The organism is Streptomyces litmocidini, from assembly GCF_014649755.1.
Taxonomy (GTDB): Bacteria; Actinomycetota; Actinomycetes; order Streptomycetales; family Streptomycetaceae; genus Streptomyces; species Streptomyces litmocidini.
This window is the reverse complement of record NZ_BMTQ01000015.1, coordinates 145,940-168,070: the sequence shown is the minus strand read 5'-3', so window position 1 is coordinate 168,070 and position 22,131 is coordinate 145,940. Positions and strand designations below refer to the sequence as shown.

At 72.4% G+C, this 22,131-nt stretch carries 21 protein-coding genes; 14 read left to right on the top strand and 7 right to left on the bottom strand.

The genetic code is table 11. From position 1 onward, the window contains the following. Positions 1-34 precede the first annotated feature (34 nt). Together IE180_RS27925 and IE180_RS27920 are read right to left on the bottom strand one after the other, a co-directional pair. The gene (locus tag IE180_RS27925) at positions 35-1,600 is read right to left on the bottom strand and encodes a DUF6801 domain-containing protein (protein ID WP_373302832.1); all 1,566 of its coding nucleotides are present in this window, start codon (positions 1,598-1,600) and stop codon (positions 35-37) included. A gap of 189 nt (positions 1,601-1,789) precedes the next feature. After that, positions 1,790-2,425: a hypothetical protein gene (locus tag IE180_RS27920; RefSeq protein WP_190159721.1), complete on the bottom strand. Its 636-nt coding sequence runs from the start codon at positions 2,423-2,425 to the stop codon at positions 1,790-1,792. Positions 2,426-3,048: 623 nt separating this feature from the next. Here IE180_RS27920 and IE180_RS27915 point away from each other — a divergent pair. The 13 genes from IE180_RS27915 to IE180_RS27855 are packed head-to-tail and all read left to right on the top strand — an operon-like array spanning position 3,049 to position 15,276. Further along, a complete protein-coding gene (locus IE180_RS27915; protein ID WP_190159720.1) occupies positions 3,049-4,059 on the top strand; it encodes an ABC transporter ATP-binding protein in 1,011 nt (336 codons plus the stop codon). Next, positions 4,056-4,820 carry an MlaE family ABC transporter permease gene (locus tag IE180_RS27910; RefSeq protein ID WP_190159719.1) on the top strand — a complete coding sequence of 255 codons (765 nt, stop codon included), beginning with the start codon at positions 4,056-4,058 and terminating at the stop codon, positions 4,818-4,820. The genes IE180_RS27915 and IE180_RS27910 overlap by 4 nt, the downstream gene beginning before the upstream one ends. Before the next feature lie 3 nt (positions 4,821-4,823). Continuing rightward, positions 4,824-5,630 (top strand): MlaE family ABC transporter permease, encoded by an 807-nt coding sequence (locus IE180_RS27905; RefSeq protein WP_189801008.1) that lies wholly within the window; start codon positions 4,824-4,826, stop codon positions 5,628-5,630. 1 nt (position 5,631) lies between these two features. Then, the gene (locus IE180_RS27900; RefSeq protein ID WP_190159718.1) at positions 5,632-6,885 is read left to right on the top strand and encodes an MCE family protein; all 1,254 of its coding nucleotides are present in this window, start codon (positions 5,632-5,634) and stop codon (positions 6,883-6,885) included. After that, on the top strand, positions 6,882-7,937 hold the full coding sequence (locus IE180_RS27895) for an MCE family protein (RefSeq protein ID WP_190159717.1): 1,056 nt from the start codon (positions 6,882-6,884) through the stop codon (positions 7,935-7,937). Before IE180_RS27900 ends, IE180_RS27895 begins: the two co-directional genes overlap by 4 nt. Further along, a complete protein-coding gene (locus tag IE180_RS27890) occupies positions 7,934-8,983 on the top strand; it encodes an MCE family protein (protein ID WP_190159716.1) in 1,050 nt (349 codons plus the stop codon). Before IE180_RS27895 ends, IE180_RS27890 begins: the two co-directional genes overlap by 4 nt. Continuing rightward, positions 8,980-10,011 (top strand): MCE family protein, encoded by a 1,032-nt coding sequence (locus tag IE180_RS27885; RefSeq protein WP_190159715.1) that lies wholly within the window; start codon positions 8,980-8,982, stop codon positions 10,009-10,011. Before IE180_RS27890 ends, IE180_RS27885 begins: the two co-directional genes overlap by 4 nt. After that, positions 10,008-11,240, top strand: coding sequence for an MCE family protein (locus IE180_RS27880; protein WP_190159714.1), 1,233 nt, complete (start codon positions 10,008-10,010; stop codon positions 11,238-11,240). Before IE180_RS27885 ends, IE180_RS27880 begins: the two co-directional genes overlap by 4 nt. Then, positions 11,237-12,511, top strand: coding sequence for an MCE family protein (locus tag IE180_RS27875; RefSeq protein ID WP_190159713.1), 1,275 nt, complete (start codon positions 11,237-11,239; stop codon positions 12,509-12,511). The genes IE180_RS27880 and IE180_RS27875 overlap by 4 nt, the downstream gene beginning before the upstream one ends. Then, positions 12,508-13,050 carry a hypothetical protein gene (locus IE180_RS27870; RefSeq protein ID WP_190159712.1) on the top strand — a complete coding sequence of 181 codons (543 nt, stop codon included), beginning with the start codon at positions 12,508-12,510 and terminating at the stop codon, positions 13,048-13,050. Before IE180_RS27875 ends, IE180_RS27870 begins: the two co-directional genes overlap by 4 nt. Beyond that, a complete protein-coding gene (locus tag IE180_RS27865) occupies positions 13,047-13,847 on the top strand; it encodes a hypothetical protein (RefSeq protein ID WP_229860967.1) in 801 nt (266 codons plus the stop codon). Before IE180_RS27870 ends, IE180_RS27865 begins: the two co-directional genes overlap by 4 nt. Positions 13,848-13,873: 26 nt before the next feature. Continuing rightward, positions 13,874-14,416 carry an Rv1363c family protein gene (locus tag IE180_RS27860; protein WP_190159711.1) on the top strand — a complete coding sequence of 181 codons (543 nt, stop codon included), beginning with the start codon at positions 13,874-13,876 and terminating at the stop codon, positions 14,414-14,416. 50 nt (positions 14,417-14,466) lie between these two features. After that, complete coding sequence (locus tag IE180_RS27855; RefSeq protein ID WP_190159710.1) at positions 14,467-15,276, top strand: hypothetical protein; 810 nt, start codon at positions 14,467-14,469, stop codon at positions 15,274-15,276. 265 nt (positions 15,277-15,541) lie between these two features. Here the strand turns inward: IE180_RS27855 and IE180_RS27850 are convergent, their stop codons facing one another. From IE180_RS27850 to IE180_RS27835, 5 genes are all read right to left on the bottom strand, one after another. Beyond that, entirely contained in the window at positions 15,542-16,945 is a 1,404-nt protein-coding gene (locus IE180_RS27850; RefSeq protein ID WP_190159709.1) for a sulfatase family protein, read from the bottom strand. A gap of 125 nt (positions 16,946-17,070) precedes the next feature. Next, on the bottom strand, positions 17,071-17,163 hold the full coding sequence (locus tag IE180_RS37600; protein WP_352028280.1) for a putative leader peptide: 93 nt from the start codon (positions 17,161-17,163) through the stop codon (positions 17,071-17,073). A 126-nt stretch (positions 17,164-17,289) separates the two neighbouring features. Continuing rightward, complete coding sequence (locus IE180_RS27845) at positions 17,290-19,107, bottom strand: glycoside hydrolase family 15 protein (RefSeq protein ID WP_190159708.1); 1,818 nt, start codon at positions 19,105-19,107, stop codon at positions 17,290-17,292. A gap of 220 nt (positions 19,108-19,327) precedes the next feature. Further along, entirely contained in the window at positions 19,328-20,161 is an 834-nt protein-coding gene (locus IE180_RS27840) for an aldo/keto reductase (protein WP_190159707.1), read from the bottom strand. 38 nt (positions 20,162-20,199) lie between these two features. Next, positions 20,200-21,423, bottom strand: a complete 1,224-nt coding sequence (locus tag IE180_RS27835; RefSeq protein WP_190159706.1) for an MFS transporter — start codon at positions 21,421-21,423, stop codon at positions 20,200-20,202. A gap of 389 nt (positions 21,424-21,812) precedes the next feature. On the opposite strand from IE180_RS27835, the gene IE180_RS27830 reads away from it, so the two are divergent. Continuing rightward, a complete protein-coding gene (locus IE180_RS27830) occupies positions 21,813-22,088 on the top strand; it encodes a hypothetical protein (protein ID WP_229860965.1) in 276 nt (91 codons plus the stop codon). Positions 22,089-22,131 lie beyond the last annotated feature (43 nt).

Genomic DNA, 22,131 nt, shown 5'->3' with positions numbered 1-22,131 from the left:
TTCCGTCGGGAGGAGGGGGACAGGGCGGATCGGTTCAGCGTTCGGGCTTGGGGACCACGTACGGCTGGCGGTCCCCGGTGCACTGGCCCTCGGTGGGCACGTCGACGCCCACGGCGCAGGTCTGACCCTGGATCTGCCTGATGTGGTTGCCGGGGCCGGATATGGAGGCGGTGAGGAGCCGGTCGAGGTTCTCGCCGCCGGCGCCGCAGCCCTTGAAGGCGGGGATGGACACCTCGCCGGTGAGCGGACCGCCGCCGGTGAGGAGGTAGCCGGTCGCGTCCGTGCCGTTGATGAGCTGTCCCTTGCCCAGGAGCACGAGGTGGTCACCGGGGTGCTTGACGGGGTCGGGCTCGGGGGAGGTGAGCGGCTTCTCGGTGCGGCAGTCGGGCCCGACGTCCAGTCGGGTGCCGTTCACCCGGACGTCGAGGACGCGCAGGACGAAGCGGGCGCGGATGTACGTCTCCGAGAGGTTGTCGGGGAAGACCAGGAGGACGTCCGAGTCGACGGTCAGGGGCCCCGTCTGCTCCAGGACCATGGTGGCCGTGGTCGGGGCGAAGCCGAACGTCAGGAAGGTGGCCCTGAACGGCGGGGTCTGCTTGCGCCCCTGGTACGAGAGGTTTCCCACCGACGGGGTGAGCAGGTGCATGCTTCCGTCCGGCTGGATGACGAACTCCGGCTGGCCCTGCTCGATCAGGACGCAGGACACCGGAATGACGGTGGCGCCGTTCAGCTTCCGTACGTTGGAGTAGCCGGTGATGTACGCCGACAGCGAGGTGGGGGTCGGGTTCTCGGTCACGCAGGGCGGCGCGGCCGGCCGGCCCTCCGGGGTGCCGGGCGCGTCCCCCTCGGTCACCGTCAGGCCCCCGCCCCCGCCCGCCCGCTGTCCGGCCCGCGGGACCTCCGGGGCACGGCCCGTCCCCTCCGCCGTTCCCGGCCTCGCCGGGACCGTCCGTCCCGAGGGGGAGGACGGCCCGGAGGAGGGGGAGGAGGGGGGCGCCGAAGGGGCGGACGGCGACGCGGGGGGAGCGCTCGGTTCCCCGGTGCCGGGGCCGGCACCGACCGGGACCGTGGCGAGCGGCGTCCGGCCCTCCGCGTCCTGACCGGGGACGCAGCCGACGGAGAGGGGGGCCGGGGTGGTGGACGAGCCGTCGGCCGCGCCGGGCGCGAGGTCGAGGGCGAGGTCCGCCGCGGTGAGGGTCAGATCGCCGGCGGTGCCCGTCGTCAGGGTCGGCACGTCGCCGGTCGTGGTGACCACGAGGGCCCCCTCGGCGGGAACGTCGAGGGGTTGCGCCGTACCGCTCCACGTGGCCCGCGCGCGCTGCTCGTTCTGGGCCACGTCGACCGTGAGCCGGGTCTCCGCCCGTACGGTCGGGCCCAGGGAGGCGGTGAGGCCGGCCGATGCCGGGAGTTCCACCGTCGTGGTGACGTCGGTGGGCCTGATCTCCTCGCCGGGGGCCGCCCGGTCGGGGAAGGCCGCCGTGATCCGTACCGTCGCCGGCTGCTGCCCCGAGGGCAGGGTGCAGACGTAGGGCAGCGCGGTGTCGACCTTCAGCGTCCCGACGGCGACGGCCGCGGCCGGGAGCAGGGGGGCGAGCGCCACGAACGCGGCGATCGTCGCGCCGCGCGCGCGGACACGGGAAGGTCGGGGGGTGGGCCCGGGGCCTCTCATCTGTTGCTCCGCTCGGGTCGTTCGTGCGCCGACGGGGAAGGGAGGCCGGCGAAGGGCGCGCACAGGTCCGCGCCCGCCCGGCCGGGGTCGCCGGCCGGACGGACGCGGGTCCCTGCGTCCTTACGGGTTGGAACCGACGATCGTCGGGATGGTGGTGGTGCCCGCCACCTTGAACAGGTACGTGCCCTTGAAGGTGGGCTTGGCGCCGACCGGGACGGCCGAACCGCAGCCGCTCGACGAGACGACGGTGAGCTCGCCCGCGACGCTGTTGACGGCGAGCGCGCCCGTCGAGTTGGTGTACGTGCTGGACGCCTTGCCCGTCACGCGGAAGACACAGGCGCCGACGGTCACCGTGGCGTCGACGTTGCCGACGTAGCCCTTGGTGACGCCGGTCGAGGCGGTGTAGTCCTGCGCCACGATCGTCCAGGGGGTGGTCGGAACGGCGGTCACGGGGCCCAGCACGCTGGTGCAGGGCGTGCCGCTGGCGCCGAAGGCGATGGAGTTGATGGTGCCGACGGTCGCCGGGTTGCCGGTGGTGCTCTGCCCGGAGCCCGAACCGTTCGACTTCGTACACGTCATGGCGATGCCGTTGACGCTGAGGACGATGTTCCCGCTGTTGACCGCGGTGATGCTGGCCGGGGACGGGCTGACGGTCCAGACCGTGGACGCCACCGCCGACGCGGGGCTCACGGCCAGGGCGAACGCGGCCGAAGCGGTTCCGGCCACGACGGCGAGGTTTCTGATCGGCTTCTTCATGGCTCTGGGACTCTCCTTGGGGATTGACCGGCAGAGGGTGGCCGCGGTGGGGGTCGAGCGGCCGGCGGCCCGACGTTTCTCGGCCGCGAAACCAGACGTTACTTGCGGGAAACTTAGCTGAACAATGGCGCAGTCCATGATTCTTTGAAGAGGCCGAATTGCCTGTCAAGTGGGTGAGCGGTGGCGTGAATCCCCTTGGTTCCCGGGTGCGCAATGTCGACATTTATGATCGATCAGACAAGCTCGGGCGGGGGATCGGCGTGCGATGTGCCCTTGCGGGTCCGAGAGGTTGACCCTTTACTCTCTCCGGTGACAGGTCGACGGACGGAACTGTCTCCCGCCTGACAAATGTTCCGACGTTTGATTTCGGCCCGCGAAAACTCCGATTCCGGTATTGCCGTGAGAGGTTACTCAGCCGTAACGTTCCCCGGGCCGACGCTCGATCGCAGGTCGGCGCAGCAATCTGTCTCCGAGGAGACAAGAGTCGACGCCGACTTTGTCTTCGCGGTGACAACTGCCGCAGCGGATCAAGGATTTTGCGCCACACCTATTGTCCGGGTGATCCGCACCGGTCTACCGTGCGCCCGCAGCGCACGCCCCGACGCACGCTTGCTGGAGGTGGGATGGGAATCGAAGTAGTCGTTGAGGGGCTGACCATGTCCTTCGGCAAGCAGAACATCTGGCAGGACGTGTCGCTGACCCTGCCGGCCGGAGAGGTCAGCGTGATGCTCGGCCCTTCCGGTACCGGAAAGACCGTCTTCCTGAAATCACTCATCGGGCTGCTGAAACCCCAACAGGGCCGTGTCCTCATCAACGGGGTCGACATGGTCAACAGCCCCGAACGGGACATCTACGAGACCCGGAAACTCTTCGGCCTCATGTTCCAGGACGGCGCCCTCTTCGGCTCCATGACCCTCTTCGACAACATCGCCTTCCCCCTGCGCGAGCACACCCGCAAACGGGAGTCCGAGATCCGGCGCATCGTCATGGAACGGATCGAACTCGTCGGCCTGCTCGGCGCGGAGGACAAGCTGCCGGGCGAGATCAGCGGCGGCATGCGCAAACGAGCCGGACTGGCCCGGGCACTCGTGCTCGACCCGCAGATCGTCCTGTGCGACGAACCGGACTCCGGGCTCGACCCCGTCCGCACCGCCTACCTGTCCCAGCTCCTCATCGACCTCAACGCCCGGATCGACGCGACGATGCTGATCGTCACCCACAACCTCGACATCGCCGCCACCGTCCCCGACAACATGGGGATGTTCTTCCGGCGCAGGCTCGTCACCTTCGGCCCCCGAGAGGTCCTCCTCACCAGCGACGAACCCGTCGTCACCCAGTTCCTCGCCGGTCGCCGCGAAGGCCCCATCGGCATGTCCGAGGAGAAGGACGCCGCGCTCCTCGCCGCGGAGGCCGCCGGCTCCGCGAGCCACCCGGCGGGCCCCCGCGACATCGTCCCGCAACTGGAACCCTCACCCGGCCTGCCGCCCCGCGCGGCCGTCACCCGACGGCGCGAGCGCGTCCTCCGCATGCTCGACCAGCTGCCGCCCGCCGCCCGCGCCGCCATCCGCGACACCTACGCGCGCGGAGCCGCGGCGCCCACCCTGACCATGCCCGCCCCCGGGAGCGGCTCGTGATCGCCGGCGCGCTGCGGCAGACCGGCCGCCTCTTCGCCCTCGCCGCCGAGGTGAGCCGGGCCGTCTTCCGACGGCCCTTCCAGTTCCGGGAGTTCGTCGAGCAGTTCTGGTTCGTCGCCAGTGTCACCATCCTGCCGGCGGCGCTCGTCTCCATCCCGTTCGGCGCCGTCATCGCCCTCCAGGTCGGCTCGCTGACCCAGCAGCTGGGGGCCCAGTCGTTCACCGGCGGCGCGAGCGTCCTCGCCGTCATCCAGCAGGCCAGCCCCCTCATCGTGGCCCTCCTGATCGCGGGCGCCGGAGGCTCCGCCATCTGCGCCGACCTCGGCTCCCGCAAGATCAGGGAGGAACTCGACGCGATGGAGGTCATGGGCGTCTCGCCCGTCCAGCGACTGGTCGTCCCGCGCGTCCTCGCCACCATGGCGGTCGCCGTGCTCCTCAACGGAATGGTCTCCGTCGTCGGCACGCTGGGCGGCTACTTCTTCAACATCGTGCTCCAGGGCGGCACCCCCGGCGCGTACCTCTCCAGCTTCTCCGCCCTCGCCCAGCTGCCCGACCTCTACATCAGCGAACTCAAGGCCCTGGTCTTCGGGTTCATCGCCGGCATCGTCGCCGCCTACCGAGGGCTCAACCCCCGCGGCGGCCCCAAAGGCGTCGGCGACGCCGTCAACCAGTCCGTCGTCATCACCTTCATGCTGCTGTTCTTCGTGAACATGGTGCTGACGGGCATCTACCTGCAGATCGTCCCGCCGAAGGGAGGCTGACCGATGGCCTCCCCGTTCGTCTGGCTCGACCGCTCCGGCGACCAGCTCCTCTTCTACGTCAGGGCCCTCCTCTGGATCCCGCGCACGCTGCGCCGCTACCTCAAGGAGGTGCAACGGCTGCTCGCCGAGGTCGCCTTCGGCTCCGGCGGCCTCGGCGTCATCGGCGGCACCATCGGCGTCATGATCGCGATGACCCTGTTCACCGGCACCGTCGTCGGACTCCAGGGATACGCGGCCCTCGAACAGATCGGCACCGCGGCCTTCACCGGATTCGTGTCCGCCTACTTCAACACCCGCGAGATCGCCCCGCTCGTCGCCGGACTCGCCCTCTCCGCGACCGTCGGCGCCGGATTCACCGCCCAACTCGGCGCCATGCGCATCAACGAGGAGGTCGACGCCCTCGAAGGCATGGGCATCCGCTCCATGCCGTACCTCGTCACCACCCGCATCATCGCGGGCGTCGTCGCCATCGTCCCGCTCTACGCGATCGGCCTGCTCTCCTCCTACCTGGCCTCCCGCTACGTCACGGTCCTCTTCAACGGCCAGTCACAGGGGACCTACGACCACTACTTCAACCTCTTCCTGTCACCGACGGACGTCCTCCTCTCGGTGCTGAAGGTGCTGATCTTCAGCGTGATGGTGATCATCGCCCACTGCTACTACGGCTTCCGCGCCTCCGGCGGACCCGCCGGCGTCGGCATCGCCGTCGGCCGCTCCGTACGCAACGCCATCGTGCTGATCAGCGTCACCGACTTCTTCCTGTCGCTGGCCCTCTGGGGCGCGACCACGACCGTGAAGGTGGCGGGGTGAGATGAGCGACTCCACGGCCGAGACCCTGCGCCGCCGGTTCGCCGGCGTCGTCTTCCTCCTGATACCCGTCCTGCTCGCCTCGCTGGCGGTCGCCGTCTACGACAAACGCTTCACCGCCTCCGACCCGATCGTCATCGAGACCGGCAGCGTCGGCAACGAGATGCACCTCGGGGCCGAGGTGAAACTGCGCGGCGTCGTCGTCGGCGAGGTCCGCGCCATCGACGCCACCGGCGGCGGGGCCCGGCTCACCCTCGCCATGCGCCCCGGAACCCTGCGCCACGTCCCCTCCGACGTCCGCGCCCAGATGCTGCCCACGACCCTCTTCGGCGAACGGTTCGTCGCCCTCGTACCGCCCGGCAACCCCTCCACGCGGCCGCTCGGCCCCGGAGACGTCATTCCGGAGGACCGGTCGAGCAACGCCGTGGAACTCCAGCAGGTCCTCGACGACGTCCTGCCCCTGCTCACCGCCGTCCAGCCCCAGAAGCTGTCGGCCACCCTGTCCGCCGTCTCCCGCGCCCTGGAGGGACGCGGCGACAAGCTCGGCGAGACCCTCGCCGAACTCGACGCCCACCTGCGCGAGTTCAACCCCCACCTGCCCGCCCTCACCCGCGACCTGAAAGAACTCGTGAAGGTCAGCCACCTCTACGCGGACGCGGCGCCGGACATCGTCACCGCGCTCACCGACTTCACCACCACCAGCGGCACCCTCGCCGAGAAGGAGGGCGCGTTGGCCGGCACCTTCGGCGCCACCACCCGGACGGCCCAGGACCTGACCGCCTTCCTCCGGCAGAACAAGGACAACATCATCCGGCTCAGCGCCACCGGCAGGCCCACCCTGGAACTGCTCGCCGAGTACTCCCCGTCCTTCCCCTGCACCCTGCGCACCCTCGCCCAGTTCGTGCCCGCGATGGACAAGGCGCTCGGCAAGGGCACCGACCAGCCCGGACTGCACGTCGAGGTGACCACCGTCCCCTCCCGCGGCGCCTACGTCCCCGGTCGTGACACGCCCTCGTACGGCTCCGGCGGCGGCCCGCACTGCTACCCCGTGCCCTACCTCGGCGTCCCGGCCGCACCCGCCGCACGGGCGTCCGCCGCGGCCGACCAGGACCTCGGCCCCGCCAACTCCCCGCAGGAGAACGACCTCGTCAACGAACTGCTCGCGCCCGCCGCGAAGAAGGCGCCCGCCGACCTGCCGGACTGGAGCAGCCTGCTCGCCGGCCCCGCGTTCCGCGGCGCGGAGGTGACCCTCCGATGACCACGAGACCCAGCCACACGCGCCGGCGCGGCCTGACCGGGACCGTCCTGAAGTCCCTCGCGTTCGTCCTGGTCACCGCCCTCGCCACCACCGTCCTCGGCTTCAGCATCGCCCACACCGGCGTCGGCGCCGAGACCCGCTCGTACAAGGCGCTGTTCACCGACGTCACCGGACTCGTCGAGGGCGACTCCGTCCGCATCGCCGGAGTGAAGGTGGGCGAGGTGACCGACGTGCGCGTCGTCGAGCGGCGCACCGCCCAGGTCACCTTCACGGTCCGCGAGGACCGCCCCCTGCCCCGGTCGGCGACCGCCGCCGTGAAGTACCTCAACATGGTCGGGCAGCGGTACGTCTCCCTCGGCCGGGGCGCCGGCGACCTCACCGGCACCCTGGGCGCCGGAGAGACCATCCCGCTCGACCGCACCACGCCCGCGCTCGACCTGACCCTGCTCTTCAACGGCTTCAAGCCGCTCTTCGAGGGACTCTCGCCCGCGGACGTCAACGACCTCGCCGGCTCCCTCGTCCAGGTCCTCCAGGGCGAGAGCGGAACCGTCGACAGCCTCCTGCGGCACATCGGCTCCCTCACCAGGACCGTCGCCACCAAGGACAAGGTCATCGGCGAGGTCGTCACCCACCTCAACACCGTCCTGACCACCCTCAACAACCGCGAGGCCGGCTTCAACGACCTCGTCGTCACCCTCCAGAAGCTCGTCACCGGCTTCAACACCGACCGCAAACCCCTCGGCGAGGCGGTCAAGGCCATCGGCGACCTCACCACGACGACCGCCGGCCTCCTCCAGGAAGGCCGCGCACCCCTCAAGAAGGACATCCGCGAACTGGGCCGGCTCTCCGGCACCCTCGGCGACCACACCCCCGCCATCGAGTCCTTCCTCGCCCGCACCCCCGGCAAGATGTCGGCCCTCGCCCGGCTCTCCTCGTACGGATCGTGGTTCAACCTCTACCTCTGCGAGGCGCGCGTGAGCGGCGTGGGAACCTCCGACGGCTCCGAGCCGCCGACCGGCATCGCCGTGACCGAGACGAGGTGCCGCGGATGAACCCGCGCCCCCGGCTCACGCCGGTCAAGGAGCGCAACCCCGTCGCCGTCGCCGTCGTCGGGCTGGTGGTCCTCGCCCTCATGGCCGTCCTCGCGTACAACGTGGAACGGCTCCCGCTCGTCGGCGGAGACACCGCCTACAGCGCCGACTTCACCGAGGCCGCCGGACTCGACGCCGGCGACGAGGTCCGCATCGCGGGGGTCAAGGTCGGCAAGGTCACCGAGGTCGCCCTCGACGGGCCCAAGGTCAAGGTGACCTTCGAGGTCGGCGACGCCTGGATCGGCGACCGGTCGACCGCCGCCATCGCCATCAAGACCCTCCTCGGCGAGAAGTACCTGGCGCTCGACCCGCTGGGCTCCGCACCCCAGGACCCGGGGACCAGCATCCCGCGGTCCCGCACCACCTCCCCGTACGACGTGACCCAGGCCTTCCAGGACCTCGGCGGCACCGTCGACGCCCTCGACACCGAGAAGCTCGCGAAGAGCTTCGAGACGATCTCCGACACCTTCAAGAACTCCCCGCCGCACGTACGCAACGCCGCCACCGGCCTCTCCGAGCTGTCGAAGTCCGTCTCCAAGCGCGACACCCAGCTCGCCCGGCTCCTGGAGAACAGCAAGAAGTTCACCAAGACCCTGGAGGACAAGAAGTCCAGCTTCGAGATCCTCCTGGAGGACGGCGGCTCGCTGCTCGGCGAGCTCAGGAAGCGCCGCGAGGCCATCCGCGCCCTGCTCAAGGGAAGCCGGGACCTCGGCACCGAACTCAGCGGCGTCGTCGGCGACAACAACCGGCAGCTCGGCCCCACCCTGAAGGCCCTCAGCCGCGTCACCGGCGTCCTGGAGAAGAACAGCGGCCAGCTCGACAAGACGCTCGCGCTCATCGGCCCCTACTACCGGCTCGTCGGCAACACCCTCGGCAGCGGCCGCTGGTTCGACGCCTACCTGTGCGGCGTGGTGCCCCGCACCTATCTGCCCGAGGCCTCGCAGCCCAAGACCGGATGCCTCCCGCCGAAACGGACGGCGACGGCCGAGGGGAGCGGTGAACGATGACCAAGCCCGGAAAGCCCCTCGTCGCAGGGCTCGCCCTCGCGGTGCTCGCGGCCTGCGGCCTCGTCACCGTCAACGTCCTCGACGACGACGGCACCCGCGTCACCGCCTGGTTCGACCGGGCCGTCGGCATCTACGCCGGATCCGACCTGCGCGTCCTCGGCGTCCGCGTCGGAGAGGTGGAATCCGTGGAGCCGCAGGGCACCCGGGTGCGCGTCGAACTCCGCCTCGACGAAGGCGTACGCGTCCCCGCCGACGCACGGGCCCTCGTCGTCGCCCCGAGCATCGTCGCCGACCGGTACGTCCAGCTCACCCCCGCCTACAGCACCGGCCCCGCCCTCGCCGACGGCGCCCAGCTGCCCGCCTCCCGCAACCGCACCCCCGTCGAGATCGACCAGCTCTACGACTCGATCACCGAACTGGGCAAGGCGCTCGGCCCCGACGGGGCCAACTCCGCCGGAGCCCTCTCCGAACTCCTGGACACCGGAGCGAAGAACCTCAAGGGCAACGGCACGGCCATCGGCACCTCCATCGAACAGTTCGGCAAGGCCGCCAGAACCCTCGACGGCAGCAGCGAGAACCTGTTCGCCACCCTCGGACAGCTCCAGACCTTCACCACCATGCTCAAGAAGAAGGACGGCGACGTCCGCACCGCCCAGGAACGCCTCGACGAGGTCGTCGGCTACTTCGCCGAGAACAAGGACGACCTCGCCGGCGCGCTCGAGGAACTCGGCAAGGCCCTCGCCCAGGTCAAGACCTTCATCAAGGACAACCGCGGCGAGCTGAAGAAGAACATCGACCGGCTCGTGCCCCTCACCCAGACCCTCGTCGACCAGCGGGCCTCCCTCGCCGAGGCGCTCGACGTCGCCCCGCTCGCCGCCGGCAACGTCGTCAACGCCTACAACAAGGACACCCGCACCCTCGACGGCCGCGCCGACCTCAACGAGATCAGCATGGGCGGCCCCCTGCTCCCGCTGCCGGTGACCGGCGGCACCTCCTCTCCGGCCGGCACCCGAGAGGGGAAGCGATGAACCGGGACACCCCGCCCTCCCGCAAGGCCCTCGGGGCCGGAGCCGCCGGAGCGGTCGCGCTCGGCCTCGGACTCGCCGTCGTCCTCGGCGCGGTCCCCGCGAACCCCGTCCGCTTCGACGGCATCGAGGACCTCCCGCTGCCCGGCGGCGCCGACCTCGGCTCCCACCCCTACACGGTCACCGCCGAACTCGACGACGTCCTCAGCCTCGTGCCCCAGTCGGCGGTCAAGGTCGACGACGTCGCCGTCGGCCGCGTCACCGCCATCGAGCTGGGGGACGACCACTGGTCCGCCCGCGTCACCCTGGAGATCAACGGCGACGTCCGGCTCCCCGCCGACGCCGGCGCCCGCCTGGAACAGTCCAGCCTCCTCGGCGAGAAGTACATCCAGCTCGTCGCCCCCCGGAAGGAGAGCGGCGGACACCTCACCGACGGCAGCGTCATCCCGCTCGCGCGCACCAACCGCAACACGGAGGTCGAGGAGGTGTTCGGCGCGCTGTCCCTGCTGCTCAACGGCGGCGGCGTCAACCAGCTCAAGACGATCACCCGGGAACTCGACGCGGCGCTCGGCGGACGCGAACCCGAGGTCCGCTCCATGCTGAACCGGGTCGACACCCTGGTCACGAACCTGGACGCGCACCGCGGCGACATCACCCGCGCCCTCGACGGAGTCAACCGGCTCTCCGCCACCCTCGCCGGCCGCAAGAAGGACGTCGACACCGTCCTCACCGGCCTCTCGCCCGGCCTGAAGACCCTGGAGAACCAGCGGGGCTCCCTGCTGACCATGCTGCGCGCCCTGGACACCCTCTCCGGAGTCGCCGTCAGCACCGTCGACGCGAGCAAGAAGGACATGGTCGCCGACCTCAAGGCCCTCGCCCCGACCCTGACGGCACTCGCGGACGCCGGTGCCGACCTGCCCGAATCGCTCCAGGTGCTCCTCACGTATCCCTTCACCGACGAGGTCGTGCGCGGCATCAAGGGCGACTACCTCAACACCTATCTGCACCTCGCCGCCGCCCCCGGGACCGAGGTGATCCCGCCCCTCATCCCCAGGACCGAACCCACCCCGGCCCCCGCCCCGTCGACCCCCGACCCGGCACCGGACCCGGCCTCGCGCGGCCGCCAGGGAACGAACCGCGCCACCCAGAGCCCGCGCTCGACGCTGCCGCTGCCCCCGGTCACCGCGACGGCACCCACCACCCCCTCCAAGGACGGAGGCGAGAAGCCGTGATCACCCGTACCGTACGGCTGAAGAACCTCGCGTTCCTCGTCATCGCCGTACTCGTCCTCGGCTTCGTCGGCGTCCGCTACGCCGACCTCGGCCGCTACGCCGGCGTCGCCGACCACTACACGGTCCGCGTCCACCTCGCCCGTACGGGAGGGCTGTTCACCCACTCCGACGTCACCTACCGCGGCGTCTCCGTCGGCCGCGTCGGAGCCATCGACCTCACCGCCGACGGCGTCGTCGCCGAACTGCGCATCAAGAACTCGGCACCGCTCATCCCCGCCGACGCCCGAGCCGTCGTCGCGGGCCTCTCCGCCGTCGGCGAGCAGTACATCGACCTGCGCCCCGAGAGCGACGGCGGACCCTACCTCGCCGACGGCGCCCGCATCGAACAGTCCGACACCGAGGTGCCGGCACCCGTCACCGACATGCTCGCGAGCATGAACGACCTCACCCGCTCCGTACCCCTGGACTCCCTGCGCACGGTCGTCGACGAACTCGGCAAGGCCTTCGAGGGACACGGCGACGACCTCCAGGTCCTCCTCGACAACGGCAGCAGGTTCGTCCGGGCCGCCGACCGTTCCCTGCCGGCCACGACCCGGCTCATCGACGACGGCGAGGTCGTCCTGCGCACCCAGGCCGACGAGAGCCGCGCCATCCGGGACTTCGCCACCGGCGCCCGCGACCTCGCCGCCACCCTCAAGGGCTCCGACGCCGACCTGCGCCGCCTCCTCGCCGTCGCCCCCGACGCGACCGGCCAGGTCAGCGGCCTCCTGCGCGACCTCGACCCCAGCCTCGGCGTCGTCCTCGCCAACCTCCTCACCACCTCGGAGATCGCCGTCACCCGGCAGCGCGGCACGGAGGAACTCCTCGTCAAGTTCCCGGCGGCCGTCTCGGCGGGAGCCACCACCGTCGACGGAGGACACGTGAACTTCGGCATGGCCGTCACCTTCTTCACACCGCTGCCCTGCACCTCCGGCTACGGCGGGACGCGCTACCGCAACGGACTCGACCTGGGAACCGCGCCCGCCCTCAACACCGGAGCCTCCTGCACCTCCCCGGCCTCCACCGGCGTCAACGTCCGCGGCTCGGCCCACGCCCCCGGGAGCGGCGGCGTGCCCACCCCGGCCCGGCCCGGCTCCCTGCCCTCCGGCGGCGCGCGCGCCACGACCGGCACGCAGCCGGACCTGCCCGGCGCGCTCGCGCTGCCCGGCCAGACCGGCGGTCCGACGGACATGGCCGGCCTCCTCGGCCTCGGTACGGGGAGCACGCGATGAGGCGCGCCGAAGCCCTGGGCACCGGCGCCCTCGTCCTCGCCCTCGGCTTCTGCGGGACCGGCGCCTGGACCTATGCCCAGGCCCGCGGCGACGAGGAGCTCGCCTTCAGCCGGGAACGCGACACCGCGCTGGCCGAGGGCCGCAGCCGCCTCACCGTCCTGAACACGCTCGACGCCTCGACCCGCGAACGCGCCGAAGCGGGCATCCGGGCCTGGCGCGACGCCTCCACCGGACCGCTCCGCACCGAACTGGGCCGCACCCGGCCCACGGTGGGCGCCTCGGCCCGCGCCACGGTCACCGAGGCCGCGCTCACCGCACTGGACGCCAGAGCCGGTACGGCGAAACTCATCGCGACCGTACGCGTCGACGTCACCCCGCGCGGAGCCGCCGCCGCGACCACCGACCGCAAGCGCCTGGAGGCCGTCCTGACCCGCACGGGCGAGAACACCTGGAGGGTCGCGGCCCTGAGCGCGGTACCCGTCGCGGCGGCGGAGAAGGGCGGGAAGACCGAGAAGGGCGAGGAGGGCGGGGACGAGTGACGCGACTGCCGAGGACGGCGAGACGCGAGGACACCGGCGCCGACGAGGCCCCGGAGGCGGGCGCCGGGGCCGCCACGGAGCCCTCGGAAGGGCCCGCGAAGGCCGGCACGGACGGGGGCGCGGCAGCCGCCACGGACCAGGACACGACGCGGGCCTCGGGCACGGACGAGCACGGAACCGCGGACGAGGACGGGGCCACGGACGAGGACGGGACCACGGACGAGGACGGGACCACGGACGAGGACGAGGCCATGGACGAGGACGGGACCGCGGACGAGTCCCGCCGTCGCCGTCCCGCCGGCGCGTGGCGGAAGGCCGCCCCGGTCGCCGCCGCCACCGTCCTCCTCCTCGGCGGGGCCGGGTTCCACCACGCCGCCCACCAGCTCCGCTCGGCACCGTCGGCGCGCAACCACGCCCTCACCGACACCGGGGCCACCACCCGTGTCAGCGGCGACGTGGCCGAGGGCCTCGCGCGGGTCTTCTCCTACACGCCCGCCGACACCGACGCGGCGGAACGCTCCTCGCGCACCGTGCTGGCCGGGCGCGCCGCCCGCCAGTACGGCGACCTGCTCGCCCAGGTCCGCACGAACCTGGTCGAGCAGCGCATCACCCTCTCCACCCAGGCCGTCCGCACCGGGGTGATCGAACTCGACGGGGACAGCGCACGCCTCCTCGTCTTCCTCGACCAGACCTCGCGACGCGACAGGGCCGCCGCCACGACCGCCGCGGCCCAGCTCACCGTCACCGCCGAGTACCGGGGCGACCGGTGGCTGATCGTCGACATCAAGGCCCGCTGACGATGAGCGGGAGACGGGAGAACCCCATGACACGCCAGGTCCGCGCCTCGGCGGGCAACCGGCCGGCCCTGGCCGTGGCCCTCGTGCTCACCCTGGCCGCGGGCGGCTTCGCCGCCTGGGAGGGCCGGAGCTGGTACGCGGCGGCCCACGACGACTCCGCGGCGTACGCCGCGCAGCGCGACCGGGCGCTCGCGGCGGGGGAGCAGGCCGTGCAGAACCTCAACACGCTCGACCACCGACGCGTGGACCAGGGCCTCGACCTCTGGGAGACCTCGACGACCGGCGAACTGCACAAGCAACTGGTCGACGGGCGACAGGAGTTCACCAGTCAGGTGAAGGCGGCGAAGACGGTGACCACGGCCCGGGTGCTGTCCGGTGCCGTCACCGAACTCGACGACCGGGCCGGACGCGCCCGGCTGCTCGTCGCCCTGCGCGTCACCGTCACGGCGCCCGACAGCAAGAGCACGGAGAAGGACAGCCGCATGCTGGGCGAGCTCACCCGCACCGACGGCCAGTGGAAGCTCAGTGGTCTGGGGCAGGCCCCCGTGGGCGGCACGGCGGCCGGCTGACCGGGCCGTCCCGTACGCGAGAGCCGCCAGCACCCGAAAGGACACGCACGATGCCGACGCCCCGTCACCACCTCAACCGCCAGCGCCGCCGTCAGGCCCTCGCCGACCAGCCGGCCGCCGCCAAGGCCCACGCGCCTGTCGGCCTCCTGCCCGAACCCGACTCCCGGCCCGGCTCCGGCCCCGACTCCCGGACCGGCCCCCGGCCCGGACGGCGACCGGCGGCGAAGCCCGTACGAGAAGCGACGGAGGTACCGGCGGAGGAGGCGACCGACGACCGCCCGGCCGCCCCGAAGGCCCCGAAAGCCAGGAGGCGCGGTCTCGCCCCCCTCGTCGTCCTGTGCGTCCTGACCCTCCTCCTCGGGGGCTTCGCCGGATGGGCGCACAGCAGGGCGGGAGAGCTGCGGGACGACCCCGCCCGCGGCAACACGGCCCTCACCGACCTCGCCCGTACCAGCGAGATCAAGGGGCAGACCACCGCGGCCGTCGCCGCGCTCTTCTCGTACGACCACGCCGACACCGGCCCCTTCGAACGTGCCGGGAGGACCCTCCTCACCGGCAAGGCCGTGGAGCAGCACCGGACGCTGTTCGCCGGCGTGCTCGCCCAGGCCGCCCGGCAGAAGACGGTCATTACCACGACGGTCACGGACAGCGCGGTCGAGCGGATCGACGGCGACCGCGCCCGGGTCCTGGTCTACGCCGACCAGAGCAGCGTGAGCACGGCCGGTACCCGCAGAACCGGCGGGAAGCAGCAGTCGAAGGCCCAGGACCAGGGCGTCTACGCGGGCGCCATGTTCGCCCTGGACGTCGTGCGCCGCGACGGACGCTGGCTCGTCGAGAACATCGACACCTTCGGCCGCTGAGTCGCGCTCGCCGGGCGGGACCGGCGGCTCACCCGTCCTCGTCGGCGCCGGGGGCGTAGCCGTCCGGTTCCACCCGCAGGGGGCCCGGCACCGACGACGAGGTCCGTGGACCGTTCCTCACGGGCGCCGGTCCGCCAGCACGGCGACCGATCCGGACCGGCCGGTGCGCGACGCGGTACGGCCCGTGCCGAGCCGGACCGCGCCAGGGGACGATCCCGGCCCGCACGTCCCGCCCGGCCCCGCCCGGCCCCCGGGCGGGGAGGGCTCAGTAGCGGAGGAGCCCCGCGTCGATCCGCTCCCACGCGGCCCGCAGCTCGGCCAGCCGCGCCTGCTCGAACGGCGCCCGGTCCGCCTGCTCGCGCGAGTCCTCGGACAGGTGGAAGAGCTGGTCCCGGCCGGACTTGCCCCGGTAGTACTTCCAGTCGCCGCGGCGCAGAGCCCGTTCGCCCCGCACCCGCCAGAACAGGTCCCGCTCCGGAACCTCGGCGCCGCGCAGCAGGTGCCCGGCGAGGCTGGTGCCGTCGAGGGGGTACGCCGGGTGGGGGCGGGCGCCGGCCAGGTCGAGCAGGGTCGCCGTCCAGTCGGGCGTGAACACCGGCAGGTCGCTGACCTGTCCGCCGTCGATCCGGGCGGGCCAGCGCAGGATCGAGGGGACGCGGATGCCGCCCTCCTGGAGCGAGGCCTTGTTCCCGGACAGCGGCCAGTTGTAGGAGAAGCGCTCGCCGCCGTTGTCGCTGGCGAAGAAGACGAGGGTGTCCTGCTCCTGGCCGGAGCGCTTCAGCGCCGCGAGGACCCGTCCGACCGAGCGGTCGAGGTCCTCGACCATCTCCTTGTACTTCTCGACGGAGCCGCCGTCCTGGTGCCACAGGGCGGAGCGGTCGCCGGCCTTGATCCGGCGGACGATCTCGGCGCTCTCCTCCGTGTCGCCGTCGGCGATCCAGGGCCAGTGCGGGGTGGTGAAGTTGAGGTTGAGCAGCCAGGGCTTCTCGTGGTCGCGGCCGACGTACTCGCTCGCCCGCTCGGTGAGGATCCGGGTGTAGTACCGCAGGTCCTTGTACTCGGCGTCACCCTCGTAGAGGTCGTACTCGCCGCCGAGACCGAGCTTGGAGTAGTACTCCAGGGCCCCGCCGAAGTTGCCGAAGAACTCGTCCCAGCCGGAGCGGGTGGGGGAGTGGTCGGGCAGGTAGCCGCAGTGCCACTTGCCGATGAGGGCGGTGGCGTAGCCGGAGTCCCGGAGGAGCGAGGCGAGCGTGGGGTGGGTGGGTTCGAGCCCGGCGGACCTGTCGGCGATCGGTTCGGCGAGCCCGCCCTTCGTACGGCCCGGGTAGCGGCCGGTGTAGAGGCTGAAGCGGGTGGGAGAGCAGGTCGCGGAGCCGGAGTAGGCGTCGGTGAAGCGGACGCCCTCGCGGGCGAGCCGGTCCAGATGCGGCGTGCGGATGTGAGGGGAGCCGTACGAGGAGAGGTCGGCCCAGCCGAGGTCGTCGCCCAGGATGAAGAGGATGTTGGGCCGCCGGGAGTGGCGGCGCGGGTGCGCGGCGCGGAAGGGACGCTCCTGCGGGTCGGGCGCGGGAGTCGCCTGCGCGGCGGTCGCGGTGGCGCCGAGGGCGGCCGCGGCGGCGGCGCCGGCGGCGACCCCTCCGAGGGCGCGGCGGGACAGGGGCGTGGACATACGGGTCTCCAGAAGGGCGTGCGGACGTGCGGGCGTGCCTCCGGGGCCCGGCGGGCGGGGGACGGCGCCGCGGGCGGGGCGGACGGAGGAGGCGTGAGGTGCGGCCGGGTGGGCGGAAGGGGCCGTCAGGCGCAGCGACAGACCGCGCTCGCGACACGGACGAGGTCCACGTGCCGGCGCTGGACGAGGGTGACCGAGCGGTCACGAGGGGGCTGCATAGGGCAGGAGTCTCGTCGGGCCGGCCGGGGGCGTCAACGGCGTACGAGCAGGTTGACGCGCGTAGTTCGCGTGATCGAAACGCCCCCGGCACACAGCGGCGCGGAACGACGGCGCCCTCGACGGCGTCAGCCGTCCAGCGCCTCGTCGAGGGACAGTGCGGCGGTGATCAGCGCGAGGTGGGTGAAGGCCTGCGGGAAGTTGCCGAGTTGTTCGCCGGTCGGGCCGATCTCCTCGGCGAACAGCCCGACGTGGTTGGCGTAGGTGAGCATCTTGTCGAAGGCGTACCGGGCCTGTTCGAGCCGGCCGGCCCGCGCGAGCGCGTCCACGTACAGGAAGCTGCACAGCGAGAAGGTGCCCTCGGAGCCGCGCAGACCGTCGGGGGAGGCGGCCGGGTCGTAGCGGTAGACCAGACTGTCGGAGACCAGCTCGCGGTCCATCGCGTCCAGGGTGGACAACCAGCGGGGGTCGCGCGGCGCGATGAACCGGGTGATCGGCATCATCAGCAGCGAGGCGTCCAGGACCTCGCTGCCGTAGTGCTGCACGAAGGCCCGCCGCTCGGCGGACCAGCCGCGTTCCATCACCTGGTGCAGCACCGCGTCCCGGGCGGCCGTCCAGCGCGGCAGGTCGGCGGGGCGGCCGAACTCGCGGGCCATCCGCACCGCGCGGTCGAAGGCGACCCAGCACATCAGCCGGCTGTACGTGAAGTCCTGACGGCCGCCGCGGGTCTCCCAGATCCCCTCGTCCGGACGGTCCCAGTGCTCGCACAGCCAGTCCACCGTGGCGGCGAAGCGCTGCCAGCCGTCGTAACCGGCCAGCTGGGCCAGGTCGCGGGCCTGGGCGTAGGCGTAGACGGCCTCGCCGTAGATGTCCAGCTGGAGCTGGTCGGCGGCGCCGTTGCCGGCCCGGACCGGGGCCGAACCGCGCCAGCCCTCCAGATGGTCCAGCACCTCCTCCCGCAGCAGCGGGTCGCCGTCCACCCGGTACATGATCTGCAGCGGCTCGCCGCTGACCGTGCCACCGGCCTGCAGCCGGGCGCCCAGCCAACGGCGGAAGGCGTCCGCCTCCTCGGTGAACCCCAGGTCGACCATCGCGCGCACGGACAGCGAGGCGTCCCGGATCCAGGTGTAGCGGTAGTCCCAGTTCCGTTCGCCGCCGACCTGCTCGGGCAGCCCCATGGTGGCGGCGGCCACCGGCGCGCCGGACGGGGCGTACGTGAGCAGCTTCAGCGTGATCGCCGAACGCTTCACCTGCTCCTGCCAGCGGCCGCGGTAGCGGCAGCGGCCGGTCCAGTCGTGCCAGAAGAAGCGGACCGAGTCGAAAGCGGCCCGCAGGCTCGCCTCGTCGGCCGGCTCGGGGGGCCCGGCGCCGGGCGCGTCCAGGGTGAGCACGGCGGCGGCGCGCTGACCGGCGGTCAGCTCCGCCTCGGCGCGCACGTCCCGGCCGTCACGCTCCAGCGCGACGGCACCGAGCACCTGGAGGTGGGCCACGGCCGTGGCGCCGGTGAAACGAGCGGCGGCGCCGTCGAGGTCCAGCTCGTGCGTCTCCCGGCCGTAGTCGAAGCGAGGCCGGCACTCGACCGTGAAGCGGACGGTGCCGCGGACGACGCGCAGCACCCGGACCAGGGTGTGCCGGTCGGTGGGCACGGCCGGGTCCGCGGGCAGCGGCATGAAGTCGGCCACCTCGCCGACCCCGTCAGGAGTGAGGAAGCGGGTGAGCAGCACCGCGCTGTCGGCCAGGTACAGCTGACGCACCGTCGTGCCCGGGGCCTCCACGGTGATCGAGAAGTGACCGCCGCGCTCGTGGTCGAGGAGCCGGCCGAAGACGCTGGGGGAGTCGAAGCGGGGCGAGCAGAACCAGTCCACGACGCCCTCGGCGGACACCAGCGCGCACGTCTGCAGGTCTCCGACGAGACCGTGGTCGGCGATCGGCGGGTAGCGGTGCATCGGCGGCATCCTGGTGGGCTCGGGGCGACAGGCGATCCTCCACCCCACCCTCCGGCCGGACGGCCCTCCGGGCCACCGGGGCTGCGCCGAACCGGCGCCCGGGCCCCGGCCGCGCCGGAGCGGTTCCCAGGGGGTGCCTTGCCGAACGGGCCGGGCCCGCGACGCCGGCACCGCGCCGGGCCTGCCGGGGGCGGAGCCCATGGGGAAGAGGGGCGCCGGCTCAGTCGAGTTCGTCGGGGTGCGGGCCGGTCCGCAGGCCGCGGTCGAGCGCGGCCACGGCCCGCATCTCCTCGTCCGTGAGCGCGAAGTCGAAGACGTCGAAGTTCTCGCGGATCCGGGCCGGGGTGACCGACTTGGGGATGACGACGTTGCCGAGCTGCAGATGCCAGCGGATGACGACCTGGGCGGGGGACTTGCCGTACCGGGAGGCGACGGCCGCGACGGCCGGGTCACCGAGGACGGCGCCCTGGGCGAGCGGGCTCCACGCCTCGGTGGCGATGCCGTGCGCGGCGTGGAAGGCGCGCAGCTCGGTCTGCTGCAGACCGGGGTGGAGTTCGACCTGGTTGACGGCCGGAGTCAGCGCCGTACCGTCCATCAGCCGCCGCAGATGCGCGGGCTGGAAGTTGGAGACGCCGACGGCGCGGACGCGTCCCTCCCCGGCGAGGCGCTCCAGGGCGCGCCAGGAGTCCCGGTACAGGTCGCGGGCGGGCGCCGGCCAGTGGATCAGGTAGAGGTCGACGTGGTCGAGACCGAGCTTGGCGAGGCTGTCGTCGAAGGCCCGGAGGGCGGAGTCGTACCCCTGGTCGGCGTTCCACAGCTTGGTGGTGACGAAGAGTTCCTCGCGGGGCAGCCCGGAGGCGGCCAGTGCGCGGCCCACGCCGGTCTCGTTGCCGTAGATCGCGGCGGTGTCGATGCTGCGGTAACCGGCCTCCAGGGCGGCGGTGACGGCGGCGGTGGTCTCGTCGTCGGGGACCTGGAAGACGCCGAAGCCGAGCTGGGGGATCTCGACGCCGTTGTTCAGGGCGACGGCGGGAGCGGCGGGGGTGGTGCTCATGGTGCTTCTCCTGGGGCGGTGGAAAGGGGAGCGGGGCATCAGTGGTGTACGGGGGTGCGGACGTCGGCACCGGCGGTGACACCGACACCAGCGGCACCGGAGTCGGCCCGGACCGCGGGAGTACGACGCTCCAGGGCCGCGGACCAGAAGGCGAGGCCCAGCGCGGCGGCGGCGAGGGCGGCGCCGACCCAGTTCGGGGCGGTGTAGCCGAAGCCGGCGGCGATCACGAGGCCGCCGAGCCAGGCGGCGAGCGCGTTGCCGAGGTTAAAGGCGCCGATGTTGACGGCGGAGGCCAGGGTCGGCGCGCCGTGGGCCTGGTCGAGGACGCGCTTCTGCAGGGGCGGCACGGTGGCGAAGCCGAGCGCTCCGACCAGGAGGATGGCGATCGCGGCGAGGACCTTGTCGTGGGCGACCACCGTGAACAGCGCGAGGACGACCGCGAGGCCGCCGAGGGTGGCGTACAGCAGGGGCATCAGCGCGCGGTCGGCGAAGCGGCCGCCGAGGAGGTTGCCGAGGAACATGCCGACGCCGAAGAGGACGAGGAGCCAGGTGACGGCGCCGTCGGAGTAGCCGGCGACCTCGGTCGTCATCGGCGCGATGTAGGTGATCGCGGCGAAGACGCCGCCGAAGCCGAGCACGGTCATCGCCATCGCGAGCAGGACCTGCGGATTGCGGAAGGCGGTCAGCTCCCGACGCAGGTGGGCTCCCTCGGGGCGGGGCATGGCGGGCACGAGCTTGGCGATGCCGAGCAGGCCGATCACACCGAGCACGGCGACGGCGGCGAAGGTGGTGCGCCATCCGACCGTCTGCCCGATGAAGGTGCCGAGCGGTACGCCCACGATGTTGGCGACCGTCAGGCCGGTGAACATGGTGGCGATGGCGCCGGCCTTCTTGCCCGGGGCGACCAGCTCGGCGGCCACGACCGACCCGATGCCGAAGAACGACCCGTGGGCGAGCGAGGCGACGATGCGGCCGGCCAGCATCAGCCCGAAGCTCGGGGCCGCGGCGGAGAGCAGGTTGCCGAGCACGAACAGGCCCATGAGCAGCATGAGCATCCGCTTGCGGCTGACCCTGGTCCCGAAGACGGTGAGCAGGGGTGCGCCGAGGACGACGCCGAGCGCGTAGCCGGTGACCAGGAGGCCGGCGGTGGGGATGGCGACGCCGTAGTCGGAGGCGATCTCGGGCAGCAGCCCCATGATCACGAACTCGGTCGTGCCGATGCCGAAGGCCCCGACGGCCAGAGCGAGGAGCGCGAGCGGCATGGCTCGTCCGCTCCCGGAATTGCTTGAACGATCCCTTTGCATGCTTCGACAATAATTGCATGCGCGCCATATGTGCAAGCGCGGGTAGGTGGTGAAGTCTGGATGGCGTTGGTTGCGGGCGAAGGCCGGCCCGGTCGCGCCTGGGGGCGTCGGCCCGGTCATGTGTGCGGTGGTGGGGGCGTCGGCCCGGGTTCGACCTTCCACGTGGAGTGTGGGACCGTCTGGGGGTGCCGGGGACGACGAACGGGTGGGGGACGGCCTTGGCCGAGGCGTCGTCCCCGTCGTGGACCCAACGTGCTCGCGCCGGGCGCGACCTCGCTTCCTCCGCCGAGGTCCCCCGGGCCGCGGAAGCGCTGCTGGAGCTGTTGCTGGACACCGAGGACACGGCGGTGACCCGACAGACGGCGGAGGCCCTGACCCGGGTGGGGACGGCGGCCGCCATGAGGCTCATCGCTCTCGCGGTCGCCGAAGCCGACGACGACCACGCCGACTGGCTGCAGACCGGGGTGCACGACGCGCTCGTGGACCCGGACGGCGGGCCGGACGTCGCAGCGGTCTGCGGGAAGCTCGCCCGGCACCCGGAAGAAGCCGTCCGCCGGGGCGCCGCGCGCGTCTCGGTCTGGGCCGCGGACATCTCGGCCCGGACGGACGGCGACGGACTCTGACCCGAGCCTGCCCGGGCGTCGGGGCCGTTCTCGCGCATCCACG

Bases quoted from the DNA above. Each gene is read 5' to 3' on its own strand.
- IE180_RS27885 (WP_190159715.1), top strand. From the start codon at position 8,980: ATGACCAAGCCCGGAAAGCCCCTCGTCGCAGGGCTCGCCCTCGCGGTG.
- IE180_RS27850 (WP_190159709.1), bottom strand. From the start codon at position 16,945: ATGTCCACGCCCCTGTCCCGCCGCGCCCTCGGAGGGGTCGCCGCCGGC.
- IE180_RS37600 (WP_352028280.1), bottom strand. From the start codon at position 17,163: ATGCAGCCCCCTCGTGACCGCTCGGTCACCCTCGTCCAGCGCCGGCAC.
- IE180_RS27870 (WP_190159712.1), top strand. From the start codon at position 12,508: ATGAGGCGCGCCGAAGCCCTGGGCACCGGCGCCCTCGTCCTCGCCCTC.
- IE180_RS27860 (WP_190159711.1), top strand. From the start codon at position 13,874: ATGACACGCCAGGTCCGCGCCTCGGCGGGCAACCGGCCGGCCCTGGCC.
- IE180_RS27845 (WP_190159708.1), bottom strand. From the start codon at position 19,107: ATGCACCGCTACCCGCCGATCGCCGACCACGGTCTCGTCGGAGACCTG.
- IE180_RS27900 (WP_190159718.1), top strand. From the start codon at position 5,632: ATGAGCGACTCCACGGCCGAGACCCTGCGCCGCCGGTTCGCCGGCGTC.
- IE180_RS27835 (WP_190159706.1), bottom strand. From the start codon at position 21,423: ATGCCGCTCGCGCTCCTCGCTCTGGCCGTCGGGGCCTTCGGCATCGGC.
- IE180_RS27895 (WP_190159717.1), top strand. From the start codon at position 6,882: ATGACCACGAGACCCAGCCACACGCGCCGGCGCGGCCTGACCGGGACC.
- IE180_RS27920 (WP_190159721.1), bottom strand. From the start codon at position 2,425: ATGAAGAAGCCGATCAGAAACCTCGCCGTCGTGGCCGGAACCGCTTCG.
- IE180_RS27915 (WP_190159720.1), top strand. From the start codon at position 3,049: ATGGGAATCGAAGTAGTCGTTGAGGGGCTGACCATGTCCTTCGGCAAG.
- IE180_RS27880 (WP_190159714.1), top strand. From the start codon at position 10,008: ATGAACCGGGACACCCCGCCCTCCCGCAAGGCCCTCGGGGCCGGAGCC.
- IE180_RS27905 (WP_189801008.1), top strand. From the start codon at position 4,824: ATGGCCTCCCCGTTCGTCTGGCTCGACCGCTCCGGCGACCAGCTCCTC.
- IE180_RS27855 (WP_190159710.1), top strand. From the start codon at position 14,467: ATGCCGACGCCCCGTCACCACCTCAACCGCCAGCGCCGCCGTCAGGCC.
- IE180_RS27890 (WP_190159716.1), top strand. From the start codon at position 7,934: ATGAACCCGCGCCCCCGGCTCACGCCGGTCAAGGAGCGCAACCCCGTC.
- IE180_RS27840 (WP_190159707.1), bottom strand. From the start codon at position 20,161: ATGAGCACCACCCCCGCCGCTCCCGCCGTCGCCCTGAACAACGGCGTC.